Raw genomic sequence first — 23,086 nt, 5'->3', positions numbered from 1 at the left:
CGATGAGGCTCGTGGTGGTGGGCTGCGCCGGGTCGTTCCCGGGGCCGGACGCGGCCGCGTCGGGCTACCTCGTGCAGGCCGAGGGGCCCGACGAGCGCACCGGGGCGACGCGCACGTGGACGGTCCTCATGGACCTCGGCAACGGTGCGCTCGGCCCGCTGCAGCGCCTCGCGGACCCGACCGCGCTCGACGCGATCGCCGTCTCGCACCTGCACTCCGACCACGTCGCGGACCTCGTGGTGCTCAACGTGCTGCGCCGGTACCGGCCCGGCGGCCCGTGCCCGCCCGTCGCGGTGCACGCCCCCGAGGGTGCGGCCGAGCGGCTCGCGCTCATGGCCGGCAAGGACCCCGCGACCGAGGTGTCGGGGCAGTTCGCGTTCCGCACGTGGGAGCCGGGCGTGCCCGTCGTCGTAGGCCCGCTGACGTTCGTGCCCGTGGCCGTCGAGCACCCCGTCCCCGCGTTCGGCTTCCGGGTCACCGGGCCGTCCGACCATGACGCCGCGCGCACCGTGACGCTCGCGTACACCGGGGACACCGACGAGTGCCCGGGGCTCACCGAGCTCGCGGACGGCGTCGACCTGCTGCTCGCCGAGGCCGCGTACCTCGAGGGTCGGGACGACGGGCTGCGCGGCGTGCACCTGACCGGGCGCCGGGCCGGCCTCGCCGCCGCCGCGGGCGGTGCCGGGCGCCTCGTCCTGACGCACATCCCCGCGTGGAACGACCCGGAGGAGACCCTCGCGGAGGCGCGCGCAGCGTACGCCGGTCCGCTCGACCTCGCGCGGACCGGGGACGTGCACGTCCTCTGACGCACGTCCCGGCGCCCCCCGCGGCGCCGTCCAGGGCCGCCGTTAGGCTCGTCCGCATGACCCCCACGACTCCCGTGACCTCCGGCACGCCCGCGACGCGCCCCGACGGACGCCGCCCCGACCAGCTCCGCCCCGTGACCATCACCCGCCGGTTCCTCGAGGCGGGCGAGGGCAGCGTGCTCGTGGAGTTCGGCGGCACCAAGGTCCTGTGCGTCGCGTCGTTCACCGAGGGCGTGCCGCGCTGGCGCAAGGGCTCGGGCGAGGGCTGGGTCACCGCGGAGTACTCGATGCTGCCGCGCGCGACGAGCACGCGGTCCGACCGGGAGTCCGTCAAGGGCCGGGTCGGCGGCCGCACCCACGAGATCTCCCGGCTCGTCGGGCGCTCGCTGCGCGCGATCATCGACGTGAGCGCGCTCGGGGAGAACACGATCGTGCTCGACTGCGACGTGCTGCAGGCCGACGGCGGCACGCGCACCGCGGCGATCACCGGTGCGTACGTCGCGCTCGCCGACGCCGTCGCGTGGGGCCTGAAGAAGGGCGCGATCAGCCGCAAGAAGCCCGTGCTGCGCGACTCCGTGGCGGCCGTGAGCGTCGGGATCGTCGACGGCGTCCCGGTGCTGGACCTGCCCTACGTCGAGGACGTGCGCGCCGAGACCGACATGAACGTCGTCGTCACGGGCTCCGGCACGTTCGTCGAGGTGCAGGGCACCGCCGAGCACGCGCCGTTCGACCGCGCCGAGCTCGACGCGCTGCTCGACCTGGCCGTCGCGGGGACCGCCGAGCTCACCCGGCTGCAGCGCGCGGCGCTCGAGGCGCCCGCCTCGGACGGCAGCGCGTCGCGCTCGACGCTGGTGCACACGGCGGCCGAGACGGTGCCCGCCGGCGAGGTGACGGGCCAGGTGACCGCATGACGGTCGCCCCCCGGCTCGTCCTCGCGACGCACAACGCGCACAAGCTCGACGAGCTGCGCGCGATCCTCGGGCCCGCCCTCCCGCACCTCGACCCCGCGAGCGTCGTCGGCGCACGCGACGTCGGTGCCCCCGAGCCGGTCGAGGACGGCGTGACCTTCGAGGCCAATGCCCTGCTCAAGGCGCGGGCGCTCGCGCGGTTCACCGGCCTGCCCGCAGTTGCCGACGACTCCGGGCTCGCGGTCGACGTGCTCGGCGGCGCGCCCGGCATCTTCTCGGCGCGCTGGGCCGGGCGGCACGGCGACGACGCCGCGAACCTCGCCCTGCTGCTCGCGCAGCTCGCCGACATCGGGGCCGAGCACCGCGGCGCGCGGTTCACGTGCGCCGCCGCGCTCGTGACCCCGGACGGGTTCGAGCACGTCGAGACCGGGCACCTGGCGGGCCGGCTCGCGGACCGGCCGCGCGGCGACGGCGGCTTCGGCTACGACCCGGTGCTCGTGCCCGAGGGCGAGACCCGCACGTGCGCGGAGCTCACGCCCGCGGAGAAGAACGCGATCAGCCACCGCGGGCAGGCGTTCCGCGCGCTCGTCCCGGTGCTCGTGCGCGTCCTCGGCGGGGCCGGCGGTGCCGGCGGCCCGGACGGCAGCACGGGCGCGGCGCCGTGAGCGCGACGCGCGGCGGGTCGCGCGGGCAGCCGCTCGGCACGGTCGGCGGCGCGGGACCCGTCCCCGCCGCCGCCCCCGTCCCCGGCGCGGTCGGTCCCGTGCACCTCGTGGCCGACGCCGTGACGTTCGGCTACCCCGGGCGCGCGGTGCTCGACCGCGTCGACGTCACCGCGCCCGCGGGCACGCGGCTGGGCGTCGTCGGTGAGAACGGCGCGGGCAAGTCCACGCTGCTCCGGGTCCTCGCGGGCGAGCTCGCGCCGCAGGACGGCGCGGTGCGCCGGGCCGGGACCGTCGCGGTCGTCGCGCAGGAGCTCGACGTCGCCCCGGCGGCGACGGTCGGCACGCTCGTCGGGGAGTCGCTCGCGGGCGTGCGGGCGGCGTCCGCGCGGCTCGAGGACGTCGTCGACGGGTTCGACCACGAGACCGGCGACCTGGCCGCGCTGACCGAGGCGATCGGGCGCGTCGAGCACCTCGCGGCGTGGGATGCGGACCGCCGGGTCGACGAGGCCCTCAGCCGGCTCGGCGCACCGCGCGACCCCGACCGGCGCCTCGACGAGCTGAGCGTGGGGGAGCGGTACCGGGTGCGCCTCGGGTGCCGCCTGGCCGAGCGCGCGGACATCCTGCTGCTCGACGAGCCGACGAACCACCTCGATGTCGCGGGCATCGAGTACCTGACCGCCCAGCTGCGCGCCTGGCCGGGCGTCGTCGTCATCGTCACGCACGATCGGCAGCTGCTGGACGACGTCATGACGGCGATCCTCGACCTCGACCCCTCGATGGACGGGCGTCCCGTGCTGTACGGCGCGACCCGGTACGCGACCTACCGCTTCGCCAAGACGCAGGCGCTGCGACGCTGGCGCGCGCGGTACACCGCCGAGCGCAAGCGCGCGGCGCGGCTCGCCGAGCGGCTCGACGCGTCGTACGAGGGGCTGTCCGACGAGTGGCGCCCGCCCAAGGGCTCCGACAAGCACCGCCGGGGCACGCGCGCCCGCCAGCACGTCAAGGCCGCGGACCGGCTCGTGCAGCGGCTCGAGGCCGAGGCCGTCGAGGTCCCGGTCCCGCCGCTCGAGCTGACGTTCCCCGACCTGCCGTCCGTGCCCGACGGGTACCCCGGGGGTCCGCTGCTCGACGTCCGTGCGCCGCGGGTCGCCGGGGCCGGCGGGCGCGACCGGCTCGACCTCGCGGGCACGCGCGTCGACCTCCCGCCGTGCGGGCGGCTGCTCGTGACGGGCGCGAACGGCGCGGGCAAGTCGACGCTGCTCGGGGCGCTCGCCGGCACCCTCGCGCTGGACCGGGGGGCGCGCACGCTCGCGGCCGGCGTGCGCGTGGGCGTGCTCGGCCAGGAGGGGCTCGACGGGGTCGTGCACGGTCGGGGGACCCGCGCCGCGCGGCACCCGGGCGGCTCCGCGCGCGCCGGAGCCGCCGAGCGCGAGAGCGGGTTCGACGCCTACGCGCGCCGCGCGCTCGAGCTGCTCGAGGCGGGGGCGCTCGACACGACGCGGCTCGTACCCGTCGCGTCCCTCGGCCTGCTGAGCGAGGAGGACCTCGACCGCCCGCTCGAGGAGCTCTCGGTCGGCCAGCGCCGCCGGTTCGACCTCGCGTGCGCCCTGCTCGCCGCGCCGCACGTGCTGCTGCTCGACGAGCCGACGAACCACCTGTCGATCGGCCTCGTCGACGAGCTCACCGAGGCGTTGCGCGCGACCTCGGCGGCCGTCGTCGTGGCGACGCACGACCGGAAGATGCGCGCCGACCTCGCGGACTGGCCGGAGCTCGTCCTGGGCTGAGCGCGCCGGGTCGTCCCGGGTCTTGTCACCGGCCGGTACGCCGAACCCGCCCGAGCCCTGCCCAGCGCACCGGCCCGGCGGGCCGCCGGACGGGCGGCGGGCTCAGGGCAGGCGGCCCACGTGCGCCATCGCCTGGCGCAGCAGGAGGCCCTGGCCGCCGGTCATCTCGAGCTGGACCTGGTGGTCGGCGGCCTGCTCGGGCGTGAGCCACGCGAGGTCGAGCGCGTCCTGCTGCGGCCGGCAGTCGCCCGAGACCGGCACGACGTAGGCCAGCGAGACCGCGTGCTGGCGGGGATCGTGGTACGGCGTGACCCCGGGGGTCGGGAAGTACTCGGCGACGGTGAAGGGCTGGGGCGACGCGGGGATCTGGGGGAGCGCGACGGGGCCGAGGTCCTTCTCGATGTGCCGCAGCAGCGCGTCGCGCACGCGCTCGTGGTACATCACGCGTCCCGAGACGAGCGCGCGGGACATGACCCCCTCGGGCGTCACGCGCAGCAGGAGCCCCACGGCGACCACGTCGCCGGACTCGTCGACGCGGACGGGCACGGCGTCGACGTAGAGCAGGGGCAGGGTCGCGCGCGCCTGCTGGATGGCGTCGGGGCTCAGCCAGCCGGCGGGTCGCTCGGGCTCGCGGGGGAAGTCGGCGGTGTCGGTCACCGTGCTGTTCTACCCTGCCGGGCCCCCGTGCCGCGCGCGGCACGCTCCGGCAGGTCACGGCGGGGTCACGACACGTCGTGGCTCCGAGGGAATACCCGGGGCCCCCCGTGCGCTCTACCGGGCGGAACCCACGACCCCGAGGAGGCGCCGCATGGCCACCACCGAGCTGACCCACGACACGATCCAGCAGACCATCACCAGCAACGACATCGTGCTCATCGACTTCTGGGCCGAGTGGTGCGGACCGTGCAAGCGGTTCGGACCGGTCTTCGAGGAGTCCTCGGAGAAGCACCCCGACGTCGTGCACGCGAAGGTCGACACCGAGGCGGAGCAGCTCCTCGCGAGCGAGCTCGCGATCACGTCGATCCCGACGCTCATGGCCTTCCGCGACGGCATCCTCGTCTTCAACCAGGCCGGCGCGCTGCCCGGCCCGGCGCTCGAGAGCGTGCTGCAGAAGGTCAAGGAGCTCGACATGGACGAGGTCCGCCAGCTGATCGCGGCCCAGGCCGCGGAGCCCGCGGAGGCCTGACCTGCGGCTCGAGGCCCGCCTGCCACCCCGGCAGGCGGGCCTTTTTGCATCCTTTAGTCCCTTGACGCCGAGTTTGTGCCTCCTTATCCTTCGGTTTGCTCTCTGGCCGGACCCGACTTACCGTGGTTCATGAGACCGCTCTCATAGTCTGACCAAACGGGGGCCTGACGGGGAGCGGATCTCGGCGTCGCGCAATGATGCGCACGTCCGACACACGGGGTACGGCGTCGCACTCGGACGTCGCGCTCCTCGGGGGCTCTTCGATGCACTCACGCACTCTCAACCACGCACCTCAACCCTCCTCGTGCGCGCCACGCAGCGCCCGGACGCGGGTCACGTCGGCTGCGCTCGTCGCGCTCCTCGCCGCGGCCACCGTCGGCACCGTGGCGTCGTCCGCCGGCGCCGCCGTGCGCGACGTCGGGGCGGGCGGGTACACGACCGACCAGGTCGGGCCCGCGCCCGAGGGCTGCGCCGCCCTGGCGACCGACGCACGCGCCTACGTGACGGACGACGCGCCGGAAGGCCCCGTCCCGACCAACGACTGGTGGTCGTCGCTGCTGTTCAAGAAGTGGAACTGCACGGCGAGCGAGCCGCTGCACGCGCACCCGCTCGCCTACCAGCCCAGCGCCACCGGGCTCGGCCTGTCGTACACCACCACGCCCGTCATCAGCGGACGCACGGGCGGCGTCGGGGAGTTCCACTACTCGTACGCCGAGGACGTCGTGGTCGGCGTCGCCGGCCTGTCCGCCGGGGTCGTCGAGGTCGCCGACTGGACCGACTGGACCGTGACCGCGTCGTGGGCCGACTCCGACCAGTCGCTGCGCGCGACGATCGGCCACGGCCTGCCGTTCAGCTGGTACCACGTGACCGGCGGCGACGCGGTGCTCAGCTCCGCGGAGGACCAGACGGTCTGGCTCAACGACGGCGAGACCGTCGGCTTCACCGCGGGCGGGACCGACTACGTCGCGTACGCCCCGAGCGGCTCGACCTGGACCGACTCCGGCTCGACGCTGCGCAGCACGCTCGGCGGCAAGGGCTACCTGAGCGTCGCCTCGCTGCCGACCACGGCCGACGACACCGACGCCGAGCGCAAGGCCCTCGCAGAGCAGTACGCGGAGCACGCGTACGCCGAGGTCACCGGCACCACGGTCGCCTACGAGTACGACGAGCAGGCGGGCGCCGTCCGCACCACCTACGCGCTCGAGACCACCGCGCTCGAGGGCGAGCAGTCCGGCACCGTCGTCTCGCTCTACCCGCACCAGTCGCAATTCGTCACGGAGGCCGCCGCAGGCGACGGCACCGCGACCGAGCTCGAGCGCGAGTACTTCTCGCCCCGCGGCGACATGACGACGTACGTCGGCGCGACGTCCTTCACCACCGAGACGCCGTTCACCGGCGTGCTGCCGGAGATCCCGGCCGTGGCGACCGGTGAGGGTGCCGCGAACACGCGCCTCGACGGCCTGCTCGACCAGGTCAAGGACGACCCGATGGGCATCATCAACGGCGACACCTACTGGACCGGCAAGGCCCTCGGCCGCGCGACCCGCATCGCGGAGATCGCCGACCAGGTCGGCCGGGACGACGTGCGCGACAAGGCGCTCGCCCAGATCAAGGCGACGCTGACCGAGTGGTTCACCGCGACGCCCGGCAAGGCCGAGAAGGTTTTCGCGTACAACGAGAACTGGGGCACGCTCGTCGGGTTCCCGGCCTCGTACGGCTCCGACAAGGAGCTCAACGACCACCACTTCCACTACGGCTACTACATCGTCGCGGCCGCGACGCTGGCCCGGTTCGACCCCGAGTGGGCCTCGGACGAGCAGTACGGCGGCATGGTGGACCTCCTGATCCGCGACGCGAACAACTACGACCGGGACGAGACCCGTTTCCCGTACCTGCGCGACTTCGACATCTACGCGGGCCACGACTGGGCCTCGGGCCACGGCGCGTTCGCCGCGGGCAACAACCAGGAGTCGAGCTCCGAGGGCATGAACTTCGCGAACGCCCTCATCCAGTGGGGCGAGGCGACGGGTGACACCGAGGTCCGTGACGCCGGCGTCTTCATGTACGCGACGCAGGCCGCCGCGATCCAGGCGTACTGGTTCAACGGTGCGGACAACCTCCCGGAGAAGTTCGGCCACACGACGGTCGGCATGGTCTGGGGCGACGGCGCCACGTACACCACGTGGTTCAGCGCCGAGCCGGAGATGATCCAGGGCATCAACACGCTCCCGATCACCGGCGGGCACCTGTACCTCGGCATGCGTCCCGAGGACGTGCGGTCCAACTACGCCGAGCTGGTCAAGGCCAACGCCGGTGAGCCGACCGTGTGGCAGGACATCCTGTGGGAGTACCTGGCCCTCGGTGACGCGCCGGCAGCGCTGAAGGGGCTCGACGCCAACCCGGGCTACACCGTCGAGGAGGGCGAGAGCCGGGCGCACACGTACCACTGGATCGCCAACCTGGCGGCGCTCGGGACGCTCGACACGGGCGTCCACGGCGACCACCCGCTGTCGGCGGTGTTCAGCGACGACGGCGACCGCACGTACGTCGCGGCGAACGTCACCTCGGAGGACATCACCGTGACGTTCTCGGACGGCACGACGCTCGACGTCGCCGCGGGCACGACCGCGACCACGGGCAAGTACACGTGGACCGGTGGCTCGGGCGTCGGTGGCCCGGGCGGCAACCCCACCCCGGAGCCCTCGTCCTCGGCGACCCCGAAGCCGTCGCAGTCGGCGACGCCCAAGCCGTCGGAGTCGGCCACGCCGAAGCCCTCGGAGTCGGCCACGCCCAAGCCGTCGGAGTCGGCGACGCCGAAGCCCTCGGAGTCGGCCACGCCGAAGCCGCCGACGGGGTTCACGCTGTTCCCGCAGTCGAACGGCTCGCTCGGCTCGAAGGCGGGCACCACGCCCACCGCGACCGTGCCGGTCGCCACCGGGGTCGACGCGGTCGGTGAGCCCGGCAAGGGCCTCGTCTACACGGCGACCGGTCTGACCGGAAAGCACGGCGGCGGGACGACGTCGTTCGACGTCGCGCTCGACGCCGGCACGAAGGTCGGGCAGGCGACCCGCGTGCGGGTCTCCTACGACCTGACCGGGAACGGCAGCTGGGACCGGGTCGAGACCTACCGGTACTTCGCGACCGACCCGGTGACCGGCTGGGAGCGGTACACGCAGGCCGCGGGCCTGGAGAGCCAGTCCGGCGTGCTGGGCGACCTGAAGGACGGGTCCGTGCGCGTCGAGATCTGGAACGTGTTCGGCGGCTCGACGAGCACCGTCGACCTGACCAGCTCGAAGGTGAGCCTCCCGTTCAGCTGAGGCTGACGGGCGGGCCCACCCGCTGACGGACCGGTGGCCGTCCCTGCGTCATGACGACGCGGGGGCGGCCACCGTCGTGTGCGCGGGGCCGGCCGGGTGTGCACGGACCGGCGCGGGCGGGCGGGCGCCCGGGTCGGCGCGCGCGGGCCGACATCCGCCCCGGCCGACGACGGCGCGGGCCCGCGGGGCCTGGTGCGGGAGACGGGAGTCGAACCCGCACGCCCGTGAGGGCACCAGGACCTAAACCTGGCGTGGCTGCCGTTTCACCACTCCCGCGTGCGCACCCGGCGTCCTCCACCACCGCCGGAGGTGCGCGTCCGGCGGGCGGGGTGCGTCAGTCGATCTTGAGGTCGCGCCGCAGCTTCGCGACGTGGCCGGTCGCCTTGACGTTGTACTGCGCGAGCTCGACGCGCCCGTCCGGGTCGACGACGACGGTCGAGCGGATCACGCCCGTGACGGTCTTGCCGTACAGCTTCTTCTCCCCGAATGCCCCCCACGACTCGAGCACCGAGCGCTCGGTGTCCGACGCGAGGGGGAACGTGAGGCCGTCCTGCTCGGCGAACGCCGCGAGCTTGTCGACCGGGTCGGGCGAGATCCCGACGACCGCGTAGCCGGCCCCCTGGAGCGCCGAGAGCGAGTCGCGGAAGTCGCACGCCTGCGTCGTGCAGCCCGGCGTCATCGCGGCCGGGTAGAAGTACACGACGACGTGCCGGCCGCGCAGGTCCGAGAGCGTGACGCTGCCGCCGTCGGCCGTTGGCAGCGTGAAGTCCGGCGCGGTGTCTCCGACGGTGAGGCGAGGCATGGGTCTCCGGGGGGCTCGTGCGGGTGGTCGGCGCCCGCAAGCCTACGTCGGGCGGCGGCTGCGGTGGCGGTCTCCGGGCACCGAGGCCTCTGGGGGTACCGTCGGCCCGTGAGCCAGCCCGCCCCGCCCCCGCGCCCCGAGCTCCCGATCCGGATGCTGCACGACCGCCTGCTCGTCGAGCTCGACGACGACGCGTCCGAGCGCCGGTCCTCGGCGGGGATCGTCATCCCGGCCACGGCCGTCGTCGGCAAGCGGCTCGCGTGGGCCGTCGTCGTCGCGGCGGGGCAGCACGTGCGGCAGCTCGAGATCGGCGACCGCGTGCTCTTCGACCCCGAGGAGCGCGCCGAGGTCGAGCTCGAGGCGCGCACGTACCTGCTGCTGCGCGAGAAGGACGTGCACGCCGTCGCCCAGCCGCGCGCCGGGCGCGAGGGCACCGGGCTGTACCTCTGACGTGCGCGCCGGTGAGCGCGTGCGTCGGTGAGGCAGCGCCCCCTGCCGGTGCGGCCGCACGGGGCACGCCGGGTTCTCCTGCTTGCGCGCACGGCACCCCGGATGCTGCGATGACGGTCGACCAGGGAGATGAACGGATGACTGACAACCTCGAGAACCCGGCCGACGCCGATCCCGCCGACGCGTCCGCGCTGCCCGCGGTGCCCCCGGCCGTCACGCCGCCGTCCGTGATGGACCTGCTCGCCGAGCACGTGCCGCTCGCGCTCCTCGCCGACCTCGCGGCGCCGGACGGTCCCGTGTCGCAGGCGATCCTCGAGACCGAGGGCATGCCCGAGGACGCCTGGTGGGAGGGCGACGACCGCCCCGCAGGCGAGGGGGGCCCGGCCGACGGCGCGCCGGCCGACACCGACGAGGACGAGCTCCCGGTCGACCCCGACGCCGCCGCGAGGTGAACCGCGTCACATCGACGCCCGGGGGCGGATTCCGGTTCGCAACCACGGCCTGAGCCCTGGTAACGTTTCGCCCCGCGCGCCATTAGCTCAATTGGCAGAGCAGCTGACTCTTAATCAGCGGGTTCGGGGTTCGAGTCCCTGATGGCGCACCACCGCGAGGCCCCTGACCTGGATGGTCGGGGGCCTTCGCCGTTCCCGGGCGGGTAGCGCCGGTGCTGGTGCATGCGGGCATCCGCCGCGACGATGAGGCTTCACCTCACGAGGGAGCGGACATGGCGCAGGATGACCAGCAGGTGCACGAGTTCGACGTCGTGGTGATCGGGGGCGGCGCCGTCGGGGAGAACGCGGCGGACCGCGCGCACCGCGACGGGCTGAGCGTCGTCGTGGTCGAAGAGGAGCTCGTCGGCGGGGAGTGCTCGTACTGGGCGTGCATGCCGTCCAAGGCGCTGCTGCGGCCCGGGGCGGTTCTGGAGGCGGCCCGCGCGGTCCCCGGCGCCGCGCAGGCGGTCACGGGGACCGTCGACGTCGCCGCGACGCTCGCCCGCCGCGACGAGTTCACCTCGCACTGGGACGACCACGGCCAGGTCGAGTGGCTCGAGGGTGCGGGGCTCGCGCTGCTGCGCGGGCGCGCGCGCTTCACCGGCCCCCGCGAGCTCGCGCTGACAGGGACCGACGGCGGCCGGCAGGTCGTGCGGGCCCGGCATGCGGTCGTCGTCGCGACGGGCAGCGAGCCGGTCGTCCCCGACGCCCTCGCCACGGTGCGCCCGTGGACGAGCCGCGAGGTGACGTCCGCCGAGCAGGTCCCCGGCACGCTCGTGGTCGTCGGCGGGGGAGTCGTCGCGGTCGAGATGGCCGTGGCGTACAGCGACCTGGGGGCGCAGGTGACGATGCTCGTGCGCGGCTCCCGCGTCCTGCCGCGCGCCGAGCCGTTCGCGAGCGACGAGGTCGGGGAGGCGCTCGTGAAGCGCGGCATCGACGTGCGCTACGGGGCGCAGGCGACGACGGCGACGCGCGACGAGCAGGGGGTCCACCTCACGCTCGGCGACGGCTCACGTGTGGACGCCGACGAGGTGCTCGTCGCCACCGGCCGCACGCCACGGACCGGCGACCTCGGCGTCGACGTGCTCGGGCTGACGCCCGGTGAGCCGCTCGTGGTCGACGACGCGCTCATGGTCACCGGCGTCGAGGGCGGCTGGCTGTTCGCTGCGGGCGACGTGACCGGCCGCACGGCCACGACGCACCAGGGGAAGTACGACGCCCGGGTCGTGGGCGACGTCGTCGCGGCGCGGTTCAGCGCGGCAGCGGCGGCCTCAGGTGCCGACGGCACCGACGGGTCGCCGGGGACGGGCGGCGGCGCCGGTCCCGGCCGGTCCGGTGCTACGGGGTCGGCGGCGGAGCGCGAGCGCTCGGCCGGGCCCTGGAGCCGGTACCGCGCGAGCGCCGACCATGCGGCGGTGCCCCAGGTCGTCTTCGGGTGCCCCGAGGTCGCGTGGGTCGGTCGCACCGAGCAGGAGGCGCGCGACGCCGGGCTCGACGTGCGGACGGTGCGGTACGCGATCGGGTCGGTGGCCGGGGCGTCGGTCGCGGCGGACGGGTACGCCGGGACCGCCCAGCTGGTGCTCGACGAGCAGCGCGGGACGATCGTCGGCGCGACCTTCACGGGACCCGACGCGGCCGAGCTGCTGCACGCGGCGACGATCGGCGTCGTCGGCGAGGTGCCGCTCGACCGCCTCTGGCACGCGGTGCCCGCCTACCCCACGGTCAGCGAGGTCTGGCTCCGGCTGCTCGAGACCGCCGGCCTGTGACCGCCGGCGTCTGACCGCAGGCTCCAGGCAGCACGACGCCCCGCCCTCCCGAGCGTGTCGGGGGAGCGGGGCGTCGTCGGTGGTCAGCTCGCGAGCGAGCCGTCGCTCGAGAGCACGAGTCCGATCGTGGCCTCGCCCTGGCGGACGGCCTCGCCGATCAGGCCGAAGTCGTACGCCGTGAACTCCGCGAACTCGAGGCCGTAGGTCTCCTCGAGGCCCGGCTGGCAGAACGGGCGCTCGGGGCACTCGGCCGGGCCGGCCAGCACGAGGCCGGAGCACGCCTCGGCGAGCTCGCTGAGCGTCTCGACGCCGTGCTCCTCGGCGAACGCGCTCGTGACCGCGAACGCGTTCTGGTCCTGGGCCTCGGCGACGGCGCCGAACGTGAGCCCGACCTCCTCGCCGAGCGCCGTCAGCGCGGTGACGGTCGCGGCCGGGTCGGCGCTCGCGACCGGCTCGGCGCCGTCGCCGTTGACCTTCGTGTTGAGGAACTCGGCGAGCGTCGCCGCGTACTCGGGCGTCAGCGTGATCTGGCCGCCCTCGAGCGCGGGGAGGTAGGTCTCGCGGTTGCCGATCGTCTGGACCTCGACGTCGTAGCCGGCGGAGCGGAGCACCTCGCCGTAGACCTCGGAGAGCGTCGCGCTCTCCGAGAAGTTGGCGGCCCCGATCACGACCTTCTTGCCCGACCCGGCGGCGGCGTCGGCGGCGCCGAGCCCCTCCTCCGCGACGTACTCGGCCGCGACCTCGCTGGACGTCCGCCGGTCGATGTCGACCGCCCGGTTGAGCGCGATCAGCGCCTCGGTGTCGAGGGACTCGGAGACCGAGTCGAGCAGCGGGACGAGCGCGGGGTCCGCGGCCGCGGCCGCGGCGTTGACCGCCGGGATGACGTTGTCCGCGTTCTGCAGGCCCTTGTCGTCCTCAAGCACCACGAGCTCCTCGCCGGCGACGGGCTCGCAGGTGCTGCCCGCGGCGGTCGACGCGGCGGTCTCCTCCTCGCCACCTCCCGAGCCCGGGGCGCCGCACGCGGCGACGAGGAGCAGGAGTCCGGCGGCGCCGGCAGTCAGGATCGGGCGACGTGCGGGCATGGGGTTCTCCTCGCGAAGGCCTGGCGGGGTGGTGGGACAATTCGACCGGTCGGGGCCGGTGTCGGCAACAGCACGGGCTGTGGGGCGGGTCACCATCGGGTCACGATCGGCCGCGGCCTCCGTGGCAGCGATGTGCGCGGTCCTCTCCTGGGTGCGGAGCCCCCGTCGGCTCACGCGCTCTCCCGCACCGCACGGCGGCGCATCGGACGCGGCGTGAGGGCGTGCTGCGCGCCGGCCAGGACGCCCTCGACGGCCAGGCACAGGCCCGCGACCAGCACGCCGCCCGCGAGGACCTCGCCGTAGCGCTGCAGGGCCAGCCCCGACGCGATGAGCGAGCCGAGCGACGTCCCGCCGACGAACGCAGCGAGCGGGACGGTCGCGACGACCTGCACCGCGGCCGTCCGCAGCCCCGCACCGATGAGCGGGAGCGCGAGCGGCAGCTCGACACGCCGCAGCGAGGTCCAGGCCGACATCCCCATGCCGCGCGCCGCGTCCCGCACGTCGGCGTCGACCTCGAGCACGCCCGTGTACGCGTTCGTCAGGATCGGCGGGACGGCGAAGATCGCGACCGCGAGGGTCGTCGCCGAGCCCCCGAACAGGCCCGCCGAGGCGAAGATCGTGAGCAGCGCGAACGTCGGCAGCGCGCGCGAGGTGTTCGCCACGACGACGGTCACGGCCCCGCCGCGCCGCCGGTGACCGAGCCAGATGCCGATCGGGAGCGCGACGACCGCGGCGAGTGCGACCGCGGCGACCGAGATGAGCAGGTGCTCGCCCGCGAGCGCGAGCACGCCGCGCCGACCCGTCCAGTTGAGCGGGTCGTTGAGCCAGAGCAGCGCGTCGGAGACGACGTCCATCACGCCTCCCTCATGCGGTCCGGCCTGATGCGGTCCGGTCTCATGCGGTCCGGCCCGCCCGGGACCACGGGGCGATCGCGCGCCCCGCGGCGTACAGCACGAGGTCGCACACGAGCGCGAGCGCGAGGCACAGGAGCGTCGCCGTCATGATCTCCGCGTGGTAGCGGCTGCGGAACCCGCGGAACATGAGCTGTCCGAGGCCGCCGTAGCCGACCACGACACCGACCGTGACGAGCGCGACCGTCGTCACCGTCGCGAGCCGCACGCCCGCGACGATCGCCGGGAGCGCGTTGGGCAGCTCGACGGTCAGCAGGAGCCGCATCCGGCCGTACCCGAGGCCGCGCGCCGCGTCGCGCACCGCGGGGTCGACCCCCGCGAGGCCCACGACGATGTTGCGCAGCAGCACGAGCAGCGCGTACGTCACGAGGCCGATGAGCACCGTCGTGCGACCGATCCCGGTCCACGGCGCGAGGATCGCGAACAGCGCGACCGACGGCACGGTGTACAGCACGCCCGCGGTGCCGACGAGCGGACCGGCGAGGCGGGGGCGCACGTGCGCCAGCGCACCGAGGGGGAGCGCGAGCACGAGCGCTATCGCGACCGCCTGGAACGTCAGGGTCGTGTGCTGGGAGAGCGCGCGCACGAGGTCGTCCTGGTTGCGCGTGACGTAGTCCCACGACAGCCACGGGTTCGCGGGCTCGGTCGCGGCACGCAGCGCACGGACGGGGATCATCCCGGCGAACGTACCGGCGCCCGCCGACACGCGCACCGGGTGCCCACCGGCTCGCCGGCCGCGCCGCCCCCGAAGGATCCGGCCGGTGCCCTGCGATCCGACCCGCACGGCCACCCCCGCCGTCCCACCGCCGCGCCCCACGCCACCGGCCCGAGCCCGCCCGCACCCGCCCGCACCCGCCGCGGGCAGGGCGCCCGCTCCGGCCGAGCCGTTGTGGGTCCGGCCCGGTAGCGTCCCCGGGATGGGAACCGCGATCGCGTTCGAGCACGTGCGCAAGGTCTACGTGGACGGCTCGGTCGCGGTCGAGGACCTGTCGCTCGAGGTCCGCGAGCACGAGCTGCTCGCCCTCGTCGGGCCGTCGGGCTGCGGCAAGTCGACGACGCTGCGGATGGCCAACCGCCTCGTCGAGCCCACGTCGGGCCGCATCCTGCTCGGGGGAGAGGACGTCACGCACGCCGACGCGGTGGGCCTGCGCCGGCGCATGGGCTACGTCATCCAGCACGTCGGCCTCTTCCCGCACCGCACCGTCGCGCAGAACGTCGCGACCGTCCCGGTGCTGCTGCGCTGGGACCGGCGCCGGACCACCGCACGCGTCGAGGAGCTGCTGGATCTCGTCGGCCTCGACCCCGCGGTGTACGCCCGGCGCTACCCGCACGAGCTCTCCGGCGGCGAGCGCCAGCGGGTGGGGGTCGCGCGCGCGCTCGCCTCGGACCCGCCGGTGCTGCTCATGGACGAGCCCTTCGGCGCCGTCGACCCCGTGGGGCGGCGCCGGCTCCAGTCGGAGTTCGCGCGGATCCGGCGCGAGCTCGGCACGACCGTGATGCTCGTCACGCACGACGTCGACGAGGCAGTCCGCCTCGGGGACCGCATCGCGGTGCTCAGCAAGGGCGGTCACCTCGAGCAGCTCGCTGATCCCGTGCAGGTGCTCGCGGCCCCCGCGAGCCCGGCGGTCGCCGACCTCGTCGGGCAGGGGGCGGCCGTCCGGCTCCTCGCGCTCGGCCGCCTGGAGCTCGGGGACCTCGGGCCGGTGCCGGGCGGCCCCGGCGCTGACCAGGCGCGCGGCAGGGCCGGGCCGTCGGACGAGCCGATCGCGCTCGGCGCCTCGCTCGACACCGCCTTCGCCCGGCTGGCGGCGGCCTCGGACGGCCGCGTCCCGGTCACCGACAGCGGCACGGTCGTCGGCTCGCTCGACGGCGCGTCGCTGCTCGCCGCCCTGCACCGCGTGACCCGTGCGGCGCACGACGACGAGGCGGCCGCCGGTCGCACCGCCTGACCCCGCGGGGCCCGCACCTGCGCTGTGGCCCCGACTGTGGCTCGCTACGCTGCACGGGTGACCCAGCCCCGCATCGCCCTCGCGACCTCGTCCGCCCTGCCCGAGCTCGAGGCCGACGACCGCCCGCTGGTCCCGGCTCTGGCGGAGCGCGGCATCACCGCCGAGCCCGTGGTGTGGGACGACCCCGCGGTCGACTGGTCGTCCTACGACCTCGTGCTCATCCGCTCGACCTGGGACTACACGCAGCACCCCGAGGACTTCCTGGCCTGGACCCGCAAGGTCGAGGAGGTCTCGCGCCTCGTCAACCCCGCGTCCGCCGTCGCCTGGAACGTCGACAAGCAGTACCAGCGCGCGCTCGAGAGCGCGGGCCTGCCGATCATCCCGACCATCTGGCTCGACCCCGAGCGCAACTTCGACTCGCGCGCGATCCACACCCGCTTCCCGGCGTTCGGCGACTTCGTCATCAAGCCGACGATCTCGACGGGCTCGCGCGACACCGGGCGCTACAACGCCGGCGAGACGCCGTCGCGGGCCCTCGCGATCACGCACGCGAAGAACCTGCTGACCGCGGGCCGGCACGTCATGGTGCAGCGCTACCTCCGGCAGGTCGACACGGTCGGCGAGAGCGCGCTCGTGTTCATCGACGGCCGGTTCAGCCACGCGGTCCGCAAGGCGCCGCAGCTCGAGGGTCCGTTCCGCGCCGGGGACGCGGAGGGCGACACCGTCAAGCACGAGGTCATGACGGCGCGTGAGGCGAGCGCCGAGGAGATCGCCGTCGCCGAGCGCGTCGTCGCGGCGCTCCCGCAGCTCGTGGACGGCGTCGACGGCGCGCTGCTGTACGCGCGCGTCGACCTCGTCCCGGACGACGCCGGGCGCCCCGTGGTGCTCGAGCTCGCGCTCGCCGAGCCGTCGCTGTTCTTCTCGCTCGCCGACGGGTCGCTGGACCGCTTCGCGGACGCGCTCGCAGCCCGCGTGAGCCCGCCCGCCTGAGCCCGCCCGCCCGAACCCGCCCGTGCACGACGAAGGCCCCGCACTCGAGGAGTGCGGGGCCTTCGCATGGGGTGAGTAACGGGACTTGAACCCGCGACCCCCTGGACCACAACCAGGTGCTCTACCAGCTGAGCTATACCCACCATGCCTGCGCGCGGTCCGTGCCTGCGGACCCGAGCCAGCGTGCGCCGCGGACGGCGCGAGAAGAAGTGTACAAGGTCAGGCGGGGTGCGGTGCACCGGATACCGCGGTGCCCGCGGGGGTGCCCGAGGCGGAGCCCGTCGCCGACCCGTCGGACGCGGCAGCTGCTCCACCCGCGACCGACGTCGCGACGACCTCCGCGGCGATCGCCTTCGCGGTCTTGGAGTCCGGTCCGGGCTGCGGCACGAGCAGCGCGGCGCGGTAGTACCGCAGCTCGTCGATGCTCTCGAGGATGTCCGCGAGCGCCCGGTGGCCGCCGTTCTTCTTGGGTGACGCGAAGTACACCCGCGGGTACCAGCGGCGCGCGAGCTCCTTGATCGAGGACACGTCGATGACCCGGTAGTGCAGGTAGCCGACGAGCTCGGGCATGTCGCGGTCGAGGAAGGTCTTGTCCGTGCCGACGGAGTTCCCCGCGAGCGGGGCCTTGCCGGGCTCGGGCACCCAGGTGCGGATGTACTCGAGCACCTGCTCCTGGGCCTCGGCGAGGGTCGTGCCGGTCGGCAGGTCGAGCAGCAGCCCGGACGTCGTGTGCATGTCGCGCACGAAGTCGTTCATCTGCTCGAGCGCGCCGGGCGGTGGGGCGACGACGACCTCGACGCCCTCGCCGAGCACGTTGAGCTCGGAGTCCGTCACGACCGCGGCTACCTCGATGAGCGCGTCCGCCGTGAGGTCGAGGCCCGTCATCTCGCAGTCGATCCACACGATCCGGTCGTTGCTCGTGTGTCCGTTACCCGTCGTCGTCACCCCGCCAGCCTACGGCGCCGGTCGGCGCGGGCCCGACCTGCCCGGTTCGCCTGGCGTGCCGCGGGGCGTCTCGCCCGGGGTGCCGGACGTCTCGCCCACGGTGTGGGGAGTCCCGGGCACGGGCGGGACCGTCGAGGCGACCCACGCCGCGAGCAGGACCGCGACCGCGCCGACGCCGCCCGCGACCAGCGCGGTGCGCCACGGCAGCCCTGCCCACGCGAGCACGAGCGCGGTAGCGCCGCCGGCGACGGCCCCGAGCACGACCCGCTCGCCGAGCACGCGCAGCCCCGCCCGGAGGCGCTGGACCCGACCCGGCGCCGCAGCACGGGCGGGTGCGGGCTCGTCCGTGGCGCTCACGTCGCGGGCAGCGGGCGCGTGCCGGTCGGCGGCGTCACCCGGGGCGTCATACGGACATCGTTCCACGCGCCCCGGACGGCCGGGCCCGATCCGGCGGCGCCGTGCGAGGTCGGGTGACGCAGGGGCAGCGCGACGACGCGGACCACCGTGGGGTGGTCCGCGTCGTCGGGGTCGTGCGGTGCGCCGGACGTGCCGGCCCGTCCGCCCGGTGGGCGGTCGCCGGCTGCGGGCTCAGCGCGCGGCGCCGGCGAGGCCCGGGCCCGCGAGGGCCGGGATCGCCAGGACGAGCCAGGGACGCCGCCGCTGTTCGGGCGGCCGACCGGAGGCGCCGGACGACGGATCTCGCCGGTCCGGGACCGGACGGCGCGCGCGCTCCGCACGAGCAGCGGCGAGCCGCTCCTCGTGGTCGCGACGGACGAGGTCGAAGGTCGTGATGGGGTGCATGGTGGTGGTCTCCGAGACGTCGTGCGTGTGGGCCTGGCCTGGCCCGGGAGGTCACCGCGGTAGGTCCACGGAACCACCGTGCACGCGTCCGGGTCATCCCTTTTTCCGCAGGGTTCGCGCGCCGCGCGGCTCGTGCCCGCCGGGAGCGGGGTTCGGCGCGCCGGTCGGGGCACGCCTGGGTAGCGTCGGTGCATGTCCCACGAGCACGCGGCGTCCGGCGCCACCTCGGCCCTGCACCGGGCCTGGTCGCGGGTCACGGGCGACGCGCTCGTGCGCGCCACCGTCCCGGGTCTCCTCCTCGTCGCGTTCGGCCTCGCGGTGTTCGCGGGCCTGCTCGACGGCGTGCAGGAGCAGGACGACCTCACGGTGCTCGACCGCCCGCTGCTGACGTGGCTCGTCGAGCAGCGCGGCGACGCCGCGACAGCCGTGCTGGCCGCGATCACGTTCGTGACCGGTCCCACGGTGCTGCCGGCCGTCGTCGTCGTGGCGTGCGGGCTGTGGGCGCTCGTGCGGCGCGAGTGGTGGCGGCCGCTGCTCCTCGCGGGGGCCATGGCCGGCTCGACGCTGTTGTCGCTCGCGATCAAGGGGCTCGTGGCGCGGCCGCGGCCGCCGATGGAGACCATGGACGTGCCGGGCGCCGAGACCACGGCGTCGTTCCCCTCGGGGCACACGATCGGCACCGCGACGTTCCTGCTCGTCGCCGGCTACCTCGCGTGCCGGCGACGGCCGACCGCCGGACGCATCGTGACCTGGACCCTCGGGGGAGCCGCCGGGGTCGCCGTGGTCGGGCTCAGCCGGCTCTACCTCGGCTACCACTTCCTCACGGACGTGCTCGCGGCGATCGCGCTCGCGGTCGCCATCACGGGGGTCGTGACGATCGTGGACCGCTGGCGGGCCTGGAAGTCGGCGCGGGGCCACGCGGGCGACCTGCCGCCCGACGAGCCGTTGCGCCCGGTGGACTGAGCGGCCCCGACGGCGGGCGCGCACGGAGCGAGCAGGGAGCGGCGATGGAGACGTTCACGCGGGACGGCCTGACCTTCGACGTGCGGGACGCGGGCCCGGCCGACGGTCCGGTGGTCGTGTGCCTGCACGGGTTCCCGCAGGACGCGCGCTCGTTCGACGCGGTCGTCCCCGGGCTGGTCGCGGCCGGGTTCCGGGTGCTCGCGCCCGACCAGCGCGGGTACTCCCCACGCGCCCGGCCCCCGGGCCGCCCGGCGTACGTTCTGCGCGCGCTCGTCGACGACGTCGAGGCGCTGCTCGACGCGGCCGGCGTCGGGCGCGCGCACGTCGTGGGGCACGACTGGGGCGGCGCCGTCGGATGGGCGTTCGCGAGCCGGCGGCGCGAGCGGACGGCGTCGCTGACCGTGCTGTCGACCGCGCACCCCGAGGCGATGCTCCGCGCGCTCACCCGCAGCACCCAGGCGCTGCGCTCGGCGTACGTCGGTGGCTTCCAGCTCCCGTGGCTGCCCGAGCGCCTGCTGCTGGCCCGGGGCGGTGCCGTGCTCCGGCGCGCGCTCGTCCGCTCCGGCCTCCCGGAGCACCTCGCGACCCACGACGTCGACCGGATGCGGGAGCCGGGGGCGCTCACCGCGGCGCTCGGGTGGTACCGCGCGATCCCGCTGGGCCGGGCGTTCACCGCGGGCGTCGTGCACGTGCCGACCGTGCTCGTGACGGGGGAGCGGGACCCGTTCTTCGCGCCCGCGTCGGTCGAGGGCACCCGGCGGCTCGTGCGCGGGCCGTACGAGCACCGGGCGCTGCCCGCCGGGCACTGGCTGCCCGAGACGCGGCCCGACGACGTGGTCCGGGCGGTCCTCGCCGCGGCGCGGGCCGCCGACGCGGAGCCGGGTGACGGGGCGGCGCCGGGGCTCGCCGGCTGGGAGGGGGCCGGGCGGTGGCCGGTCGACGACGGGCCGGTGCGGGAGGACGCGGGGCCGACGATCGAGCCGTGGGCCAACGTCGACCCCGGCCGGCCGGGGCCCACCCTGTGAGGCGTCCGTCCGCGGCCCGGGACCGCCGCCGTCCGGGAGCCGGCGCCGCCGGTGTGCCCCCAGCAGGACTCGAACCTGCAACCTACGGATTAGAAGGCCGTTGCTCTATCCATTGAGCTATGAGGGCGGGGGCCCGGTCGTCCGTGCCCGGTGGGGGCGGCGGGCCGGCCAGGCCTCACCGGCCTACCGTATCGGCTCGGCCTGCGGGCGCTCGCGGTCGGTCGGCCGAGACCGGCGCCCGGGGGCAGGTCCGTGTGACGGGCGACACGCGGCCCGGCGGACCGGGCGTCGTCCCTGCGGCGCGTGCGTTTGGCCTGTTCACGTCCGCACGCGACTATAGGGACGTGAGTGCGCACGCGGGGACCGCAGTCGCTGAGGAGCTGCTCGTCCGGCCCCTGGCGCAGATGTCGCTGCTCGACGCCGTGCGCGTGCTGCACCGGGACGTCGAGCGGACCGGCTTCCCGCTCGACATCCCCGGGGTCCCCGAGGCGCGCGCGTCGCGGGCCCGTCTGCTCGACCAGCTCGCCGACCACCTCGTCCCTCGCCTCGAGGAGCTCTCGGCCCCCGCGGTCGTCGTCGTGGCCGGCTCGACGGGCGCCGGGAAGTCGACGCTCGTGAACTCGCTGCTCGGCACCGAGGTCACCGCGGCGGGCGTGCTGCGTCCGACGACGCGCCGCCCCGTGCTCGTGCACCACCCCGAGGACGCGGACCTCCTCGCGCACCACCCCGTCCTCGAGGCCGTCGAGGTCGTCGCGAGCGCGAACGTCCCGCGCGGCGTCGCTCTGCTGGACGCCCCCGACCTCGACTCGGTGCTCGAGTCGAACCGCGCGTCGGCGCACCGGCTGCTCGAGGCCGCCGACCTGTGGCTGTTCGTCACGACGGCCGCGCGCTACGGCGACGCGCTCCCGTGGCAGGTTCTGCGCGGCGCCGTCGCGCGCGGGGCGTCGATCGCCATGGTGCTCAACCGCGTCAACCCGGCGTCGCTGCCCACCGTGCGCGGGGACCTGCTCGAGCGCCTGCGCGCGCACGGCATGCAGGGCGCACCGCTGTTCGTCGTGCCCGACGTCGGGCCGCACGAGGGCCTGCTGGGCTCCGCGGTCGTCGCGCCCATCAACCGCTGGCTGACGATGCTCGCCGGACCCGACCGCGCCCGCACCGTGATCGGGCGCACGCTGCGCGGCTCGCTCGCCGCCCTGCGCCCGTGGGTCGACGAGCTCGCCGAGGCGGTGCAGGCGCAGGCCGACGCCGCCCAGGCGATCGCCGCCGAGCTCGACGTCGCCGCGGCCGGCCCCGCCGACGCCGCCCGCGCCGCCGTGCACGGGGGAGTCGTCGCCGACGGTGCGGTGCGCGCGCGGTGGGCCGAGCTCACCGCCGCGGGCGGACCGCTCGCCGACGTCGTGCGCTCGTCGGGCCGGGTGCACCGCTCGCGGCGCGCGGGCCGGCGCCGCGAGGAGTCCGTGTCGCCGCTGAGCCGCGACCTGACCCGCTCGGCCGCCGCGAACCTCACGGCCGCCGGGGCGCAGGCCGAGCGGCTCGTGCGCACGCACCTCACGGGCGCCGGGGCGCCTCCCGGCGGACCGTCGGTCGAGGCGCTGTGGCCGGCCCAGGAGCGCAAGGACGCCCGGGTCTCCGCCGCCGACCGCTCGGCGCGCGACTGGGTCGACGAGGCGCCCGTCGTCGTCCGTGCGGCGCTCGCGCGTGCCCGCGGCGAGGGCCGGGACGCCGCCGACCAGCGCACGGCCAAGGACGTCGCCCGGGCGGCCCGCCGCGCCGAGCTCACCGAGCGGGCCCTCGGCGAGCAGGGCATCGCGGCCGTCGCGCTCGCGGCCGCCGCCGGGCTCGAGCCCGCGCGGGCCCTGCTCGAGGACCTCCTCGGCGACGCCGGGACGTGGGCGCGCGACGTGCTGCGCGACGAGCTCGCGGACCGCGCCGCGGCACAGGTCGAGCTCGAGCGGGCCTCGGCCGCCGCGCTGCTCGACCTGCCCGACCTCGCGGAGGACGCCTCGTCCCTCCTGCGACTGCGCCTCGCCGTCCTGAAGGGGCTGACATGACCGACGCGACCGAGACGGTCCGCACGCTGCCGGGCTGGGCGACCGTGCACGGGACGCTGCACGGCGCCGAGACCGAGGCGCTGACCCTGCGCGTCGATCAGCTCGAGGAGGCGCTCGAGATCGGTGGCGACCGGCTCGACGCCGAGGTGTCCGCACGCGTCGCGACCTCCGTCGCGCGGGTGCGCGAGCGGCTC

General features: G+C 75.5%; 21 protein-coding genes, 4 tRNA genes and 1 pseudogene. 16 read left to right on the top strand and 10 right to left on the bottom strand.

Annotation, left to right across the window (positions count from 1 at the left end; translation table 11 throughout):
• The first annotated feature begins 2 nt into the window (after positions 1 to 2).
• From CCE01nite_RS12125 to CCE01nite_RS12110, 4 genes are all read left to right on the top strand, one after another.
• A complete protein-coding gene (locus CCE01nite_RS12125) occupies positions 3 to 806 on the top strand; it encodes an MBL fold metallo-hydrolase (protein ID WP_034634361.1) in 804 nt (267 codons plus the stop codon).
• Positions 807 to 862: 56 nt separating this feature from the next.
• Positions 863 to 1,717, top strand: coding sequence for a ribonuclease PH (gene rph, locus CCE01nite_RS12120; protein WP_052104420.1), 855 nt, complete (start codon positions 863 to 865; stop codon positions 1,715 to 1,717).
• A complete protein-coding gene (rdgB, locus tag CCE01nite_RS12115) occupies positions 1,714 to 2,379 on the top strand; it encodes an RdgB/HAM1 family non-canonical purine NTP pyrophosphatase (protein ID WP_052104419.1) in 666 nt (221 codons plus the stop codon). The genes rph and rdgB overlap by 4 nt, the downstream gene beginning before the upstream one ends.
• Before the next feature lie 98 nt (positions 2,380 to 2,477).
• Positions 2,478 to 4,163, top strand: coding sequence for an ABC-F family ATP-binding cassette domain-containing protein (locus CCE01nite_RS12110; RefSeq protein ID WP_141372425.1), 1,686 nt, complete (start codon positions 2,478 to 2,480; stop codon positions 4,161 to 4,163).
• A 102-nt stretch (positions 4,164 to 4,265) separates the two neighbouring features.
• On the opposite strand, the gene CCE01nite_RS12105 is transcribed toward CCE01nite_RS12110, so the two are convergent.
• On the bottom strand, positions 4,266 to 4,820 hold the full coding sequence (locus CCE01nite_RS12105; protein WP_034632708.1) for an NUDIX hydrolase family protein: 555 nt from the start codon (positions 4,818 to 4,820) through the stop codon (positions 4,266 to 4,268).
• 151 nt (positions 4,821 to 4,971) lie between these two features.
• On the opposite strand from CCE01nite_RS12105, the gene trxA reads away from it, so the two are divergent.
• Positions 4,972 to 5,349: a thioredoxin gene (trxA, locus tag CCE01nite_RS12100; RefSeq protein ID WP_034632711.1), complete on the top strand. Its 378-nt coding sequence runs from the start codon at positions 4,972 to 4,974 to the stop codon at positions 5,347 to 5,349.
• Between the two features lie 383 nt (positions 5,350 to 5,732).
• Positions 5,733 to 8,666 carry a glycosyl hydrolase gene (locus CCE01nite_RS12095; RefSeq protein ID WP_246056504.1) on the top strand — a complete coding sequence of 978 codons (2,934 nt, stop codon included), beginning with the start codon at positions 5,733 to 5,735 and terminating at the stop codon, positions 8,664 to 8,666.
• 190 nt (positions 8,667 to 8,856) lie between these two features.
• Here the strand turns inward: CCE01nite_RS12095 and CCE01nite_RS12090 are convergent.
• Positions 8,857 to 8,942 (bottom strand) — tRNA-Leu (locus tag CCE01nite_RS12090).
• 58 nt (positions 8,943 to 9,000) lie between these two features.
• Positions 9,001 to 9,471, bottom strand: a pseudogene (bcp, locus tag CCE01nite_RS12085) (thioredoxin-dependent thiol peroxidase); the annotation flags it as partial.
• 150 nt (positions 9,472 to 9,621) lie between these two features.
• Here bcp and CCE01nite_RS12080 point away from each other — a divergent pair.
• From CCE01nite_RS12080 to CCE01nite_RS12065, 4 genes are all read left to right on the top strand, one after another.
• Positions 9,622 to 9,918, top strand: coding sequence for a GroES family chaperonin (locus CCE01nite_RS12080; protein WP_084142836.1), 297 nt, complete (start codon positions 9,622 to 9,624; stop codon positions 9,916 to 9,918).
• Positions 9,919 to 10,055: 137 nt separating this feature from the next.
• Positions 10,056 to 10,370, top strand: coding sequence for a hypothetical protein (locus CCE01nite_RS21335; RefSeq protein WP_034632718.1), 315 nt, complete (start codon positions 10,056 to 10,058; stop codon positions 10,368 to 10,370).
• A 76-nt stretch (positions 10,371 to 10,446) separates the two neighbouring features.
• A tRNA-Lys gene (locus CCE01nite_RS12070) sits at positions 10,447 to 10,522 on the top strand.
• Positions 10,523 to 10,642: 120 nt separating this feature from the next.
• Positions 10,643 to 12,175, top strand: coding sequence for an FAD-dependent oxidoreductase (locus CCE01nite_RS12065; RefSeq protein WP_034632721.1), 1,533 nt, complete (start codon positions 10,643 to 10,645; stop codon positions 12,173 to 12,175).
• A gap of 83 nt (positions 12,176 to 12,258) precedes the next feature.
• Here the strand turns inward: CCE01nite_RS12065 and CCE01nite_RS12060 are convergent, their stop codons facing one another.
• From CCE01nite_RS12060 to CCE01nite_RS12050, 3 genes are all read right to left on the bottom strand, one after another.
• Entirely contained in the window at positions 12,259 to 13,257 is a 999-nt protein-coding gene (locus CCE01nite_RS12060) for a glycine betaine ABC transporter substrate-binding protein (RefSeq protein WP_034632725.1), read from the bottom strand.
• Positions 13,258 to 13,427: 170 nt separating this feature from the next.
• Positions 13,428 to 14,111: an ABC transporter permease gene (locus tag CCE01nite_RS12055; RefSeq protein ID WP_034632728.1), complete on the bottom strand. Its 684-nt coding sequence runs from the start codon at positions 14,109 to 14,111 to the stop codon at positions 13,428 to 13,430.
• Positions 14,112 to 14,151: 40 nt separating this feature from the next.
• Positions 14,152 to 14,844, bottom strand: coding sequence for an ABC transporter permease (locus tag CCE01nite_RS12050; RefSeq protein WP_034632739.1), 693 nt, complete (start codon positions 14,842 to 14,844; stop codon positions 14,152 to 14,154).
• Positions 14,845 to 15,085: 241 nt separating this feature from the next.
• Between CCE01nite_RS12050 and CCE01nite_RS12045 the strand changes: the two genes are divergently transcribed.
• The gene (locus CCE01nite_RS12045; RefSeq protein ID WP_052104307.1) at positions 15,086 to 16,117 is read left to right on the top strand and encodes an ABC transporter ATP-binding protein; all 1,032 of its coding nucleotides are present in this window, start codon (positions 15,086 to 15,088) and stop codon (positions 16,115 to 16,117) included.
• Positions 16,118 to 16,174: 57 nt separating this feature from the next.
• Positions 16,175 to 17,107 (top strand): ATP-grasp domain-containing protein, encoded by a 933-nt coding sequence (locus CCE01nite_RS12040; RefSeq protein ID WP_034632731.1) that lies wholly within the window; start codon positions 16,175 to 16,177, stop codon positions 17,105 to 17,107.
• Positions 17,108 to 17,174: 67 nt separating this feature from the next.
• Here CCE01nite_RS12040 and CCE01nite_RS12035 read toward each other — a convergent pair.
• From CCE01nite_RS12035 to CCE01nite_RS12025, 3 genes are all read right to left on the bottom strand, one after another.
• Positions 17,175 to 17,250, bottom strand: a tRNA-His gene (locus tag CCE01nite_RS12035).
• Between the two features lie 76 nt (positions 17,251 to 17,326).
• Entirely contained in the window at positions 17,327 to 18,052 is a 726-nt protein-coding gene (gene orn / locus CCE01nite_RS12030; protein ID WP_084142834.1) for an oligoribonuclease, read from the bottom strand.
• 9 nt (positions 18,053 to 18,061) lie between these two features.
• Entirely contained in the window at positions 18,062 to 18,409 is a 348-nt protein-coding gene (locus CCE01nite_RS12025; RefSeq protein WP_034632734.1) for a hypothetical protein, read from the bottom strand.
• Between the two features lie 636 nt (positions 18,410 to 19,045).
• Here CCE01nite_RS12025 and CCE01nite_RS12020 point away from each other — a divergent pair.
• Together CCE01nite_RS12020 and CCE01nite_RS12015 are read left to right on the top strand one after the other, a co-directional pair.
• Positions 19,046 to 19,816, top strand: coding sequence for a phosphatase PAP2 family protein (locus tag CCE01nite_RS12020; RefSeq protein WP_084142837.1), 771 nt, complete (start codon positions 19,046 to 19,048; stop codon positions 19,814 to 19,816).
• Positions 19,817 to 19,860: 44 nt separating this feature from the next.
• A complete protein-coding gene (locus CCE01nite_RS12015; RefSeq protein WP_141372418.1) occupies positions 19,861 to 20,841 on the top strand; it encodes an alpha/beta fold hydrolase in 981 nt (326 codons plus the stop codon).
• A gap of 54 nt (positions 20,842 to 20,895) precedes the next feature.
• On the opposite strand, the gene CCE01nite_RS12010 is transcribed toward CCE01nite_RS12015, so the two are convergent.
• Positions 20,896 to 20,968 (bottom strand) — tRNA-Arg (locus CCE01nite_RS12010).
• 217 nt (positions 20,969 to 21,185) lie between these two features.
• Between CCE01nite_RS12010 and CCE01nite_RS12005 the strand changes: the two genes are divergently transcribed.
• Positions 21,186 to 22,892 carry a dynamin family protein gene (locus CCE01nite_RS12005; RefSeq protein WP_246056502.1) on the top strand — a complete coding sequence of 569 codons (1,707 nt, stop codon included), beginning with the start codon at positions 21,186 to 21,188 and terminating at the stop codon, positions 22,890 to 22,892.
• On the top strand, positions 22,889 to 23,086 hold a 198-nt coding region (locus CCE01nite_RS12000), incomplete at its 3' end, for a hypothetical protein (RefSeq protein ID WP_371861040.1). The genes CCE01nite_RS12005 and CCE01nite_RS12000, both read left to right, overlap by 4 nt.

This window comes from Cellulomonas cellasea (assembly GCF_006538745.1).
GTDB classification, from domain to species: domain Bacteria; phylum Actinomycetota; class Actinomycetes; order Actinomycetales; family Cellulomonadaceae; genus Cellulomonas_A; species Cellulomonas_A cellasea.
This window is presented reverse-complemented; position numbering and strand designations above follow the sequence as displayed.

Bases quoted from the DNA above. Each gene is read 5' to 3' on its own strand.
- CCE01nite_RS12125 (WP_034634361.1), top strand. From the start codon at position 3: ATGAGGCTCGTGGTGGTGGGCTGCGCCGGGTCGTTCCCGGGGCCGGAC.
- rph (WP_052104420.1), top strand. From the start codon at position 863: ATGACCCCCACGACTCCCGTGACCTCCGGCACGCCCGCGACGCGCCCC.
- rdgB (WP_052104419.1), top strand. From the start codon at position 1,714: ATGACGGTCGCCCCCCGGCTCGTCCTCGCGACGCACAACGCGCACAAG.
- trxA (WP_034632711.1), top strand. From the start codon at position 4,972: ATGGCCACCACCGAGCTGACCCACGACACGATCCAGCAGACCATCACC.
- CCE01nite_RS12080 (WP_084142836.1), top strand. From the start codon at position 9,622: ATGCTGCACGACCGCCTGCTCGTCGAGCTCGACGACGACGCGTCCGAG.
- CCE01nite_RS21335 (WP_034632718.1), top strand. From the start codon at position 10,056: ATGACTGACAACCTCGAGAACCCGGCCGACGCCGATCCCGCCGACGCG.
- CCE01nite_RS12065 (WP_034632721.1), top strand. From the start codon at position 10,643: ATGGCGCAGGATGACCAGCAGGTGCACGAGTTCGACGTCGTGGTGATC.
- CCE01nite_RS12060 (WP_034632725.1), bottom strand. From the start codon at position 13,257: ATGCCCGCACGTCGCCCGATCCTGACTGCCGGCGCCGCCGGACTCCTG.
- CCE01nite_RS12055 (WP_034632728.1), bottom strand. From the start codon at position 14,111: ATGGACGTCGTCTCCGACGCGCTGCTCTGGCTCAACGACCCGCTCAAC.
- CCE01nite_RS12050 (WP_034632739.1), bottom strand. From the start codon at position 14,844: ATGATCCCCGTCCGTGCGCTGCGTGCCGCGACCGAGCCCGCGAACCCG.
- CCE01nite_RS12045 (WP_052104307.1), top strand. From the start codon at position 15,086: ATGGGAACCGCGATCGCGTTCGAGCACGTGCGCAAGGTCTACGTGGAC.
- CCE01nite_RS12020 (WP_084142837.1), top strand. From the start codon at position 19,046: ATGTCCCACGAGCACGCGGCGTCCGGCGCCACCTCGGCCCTGCACCGG.
- CCE01nite_RS12015 (WP_141372418.1), top strand. From the start codon at position 19,861: ATGGAGACGTTCACGCGGGACGGCCTGACCTTCGACGTGCGGGACGCG.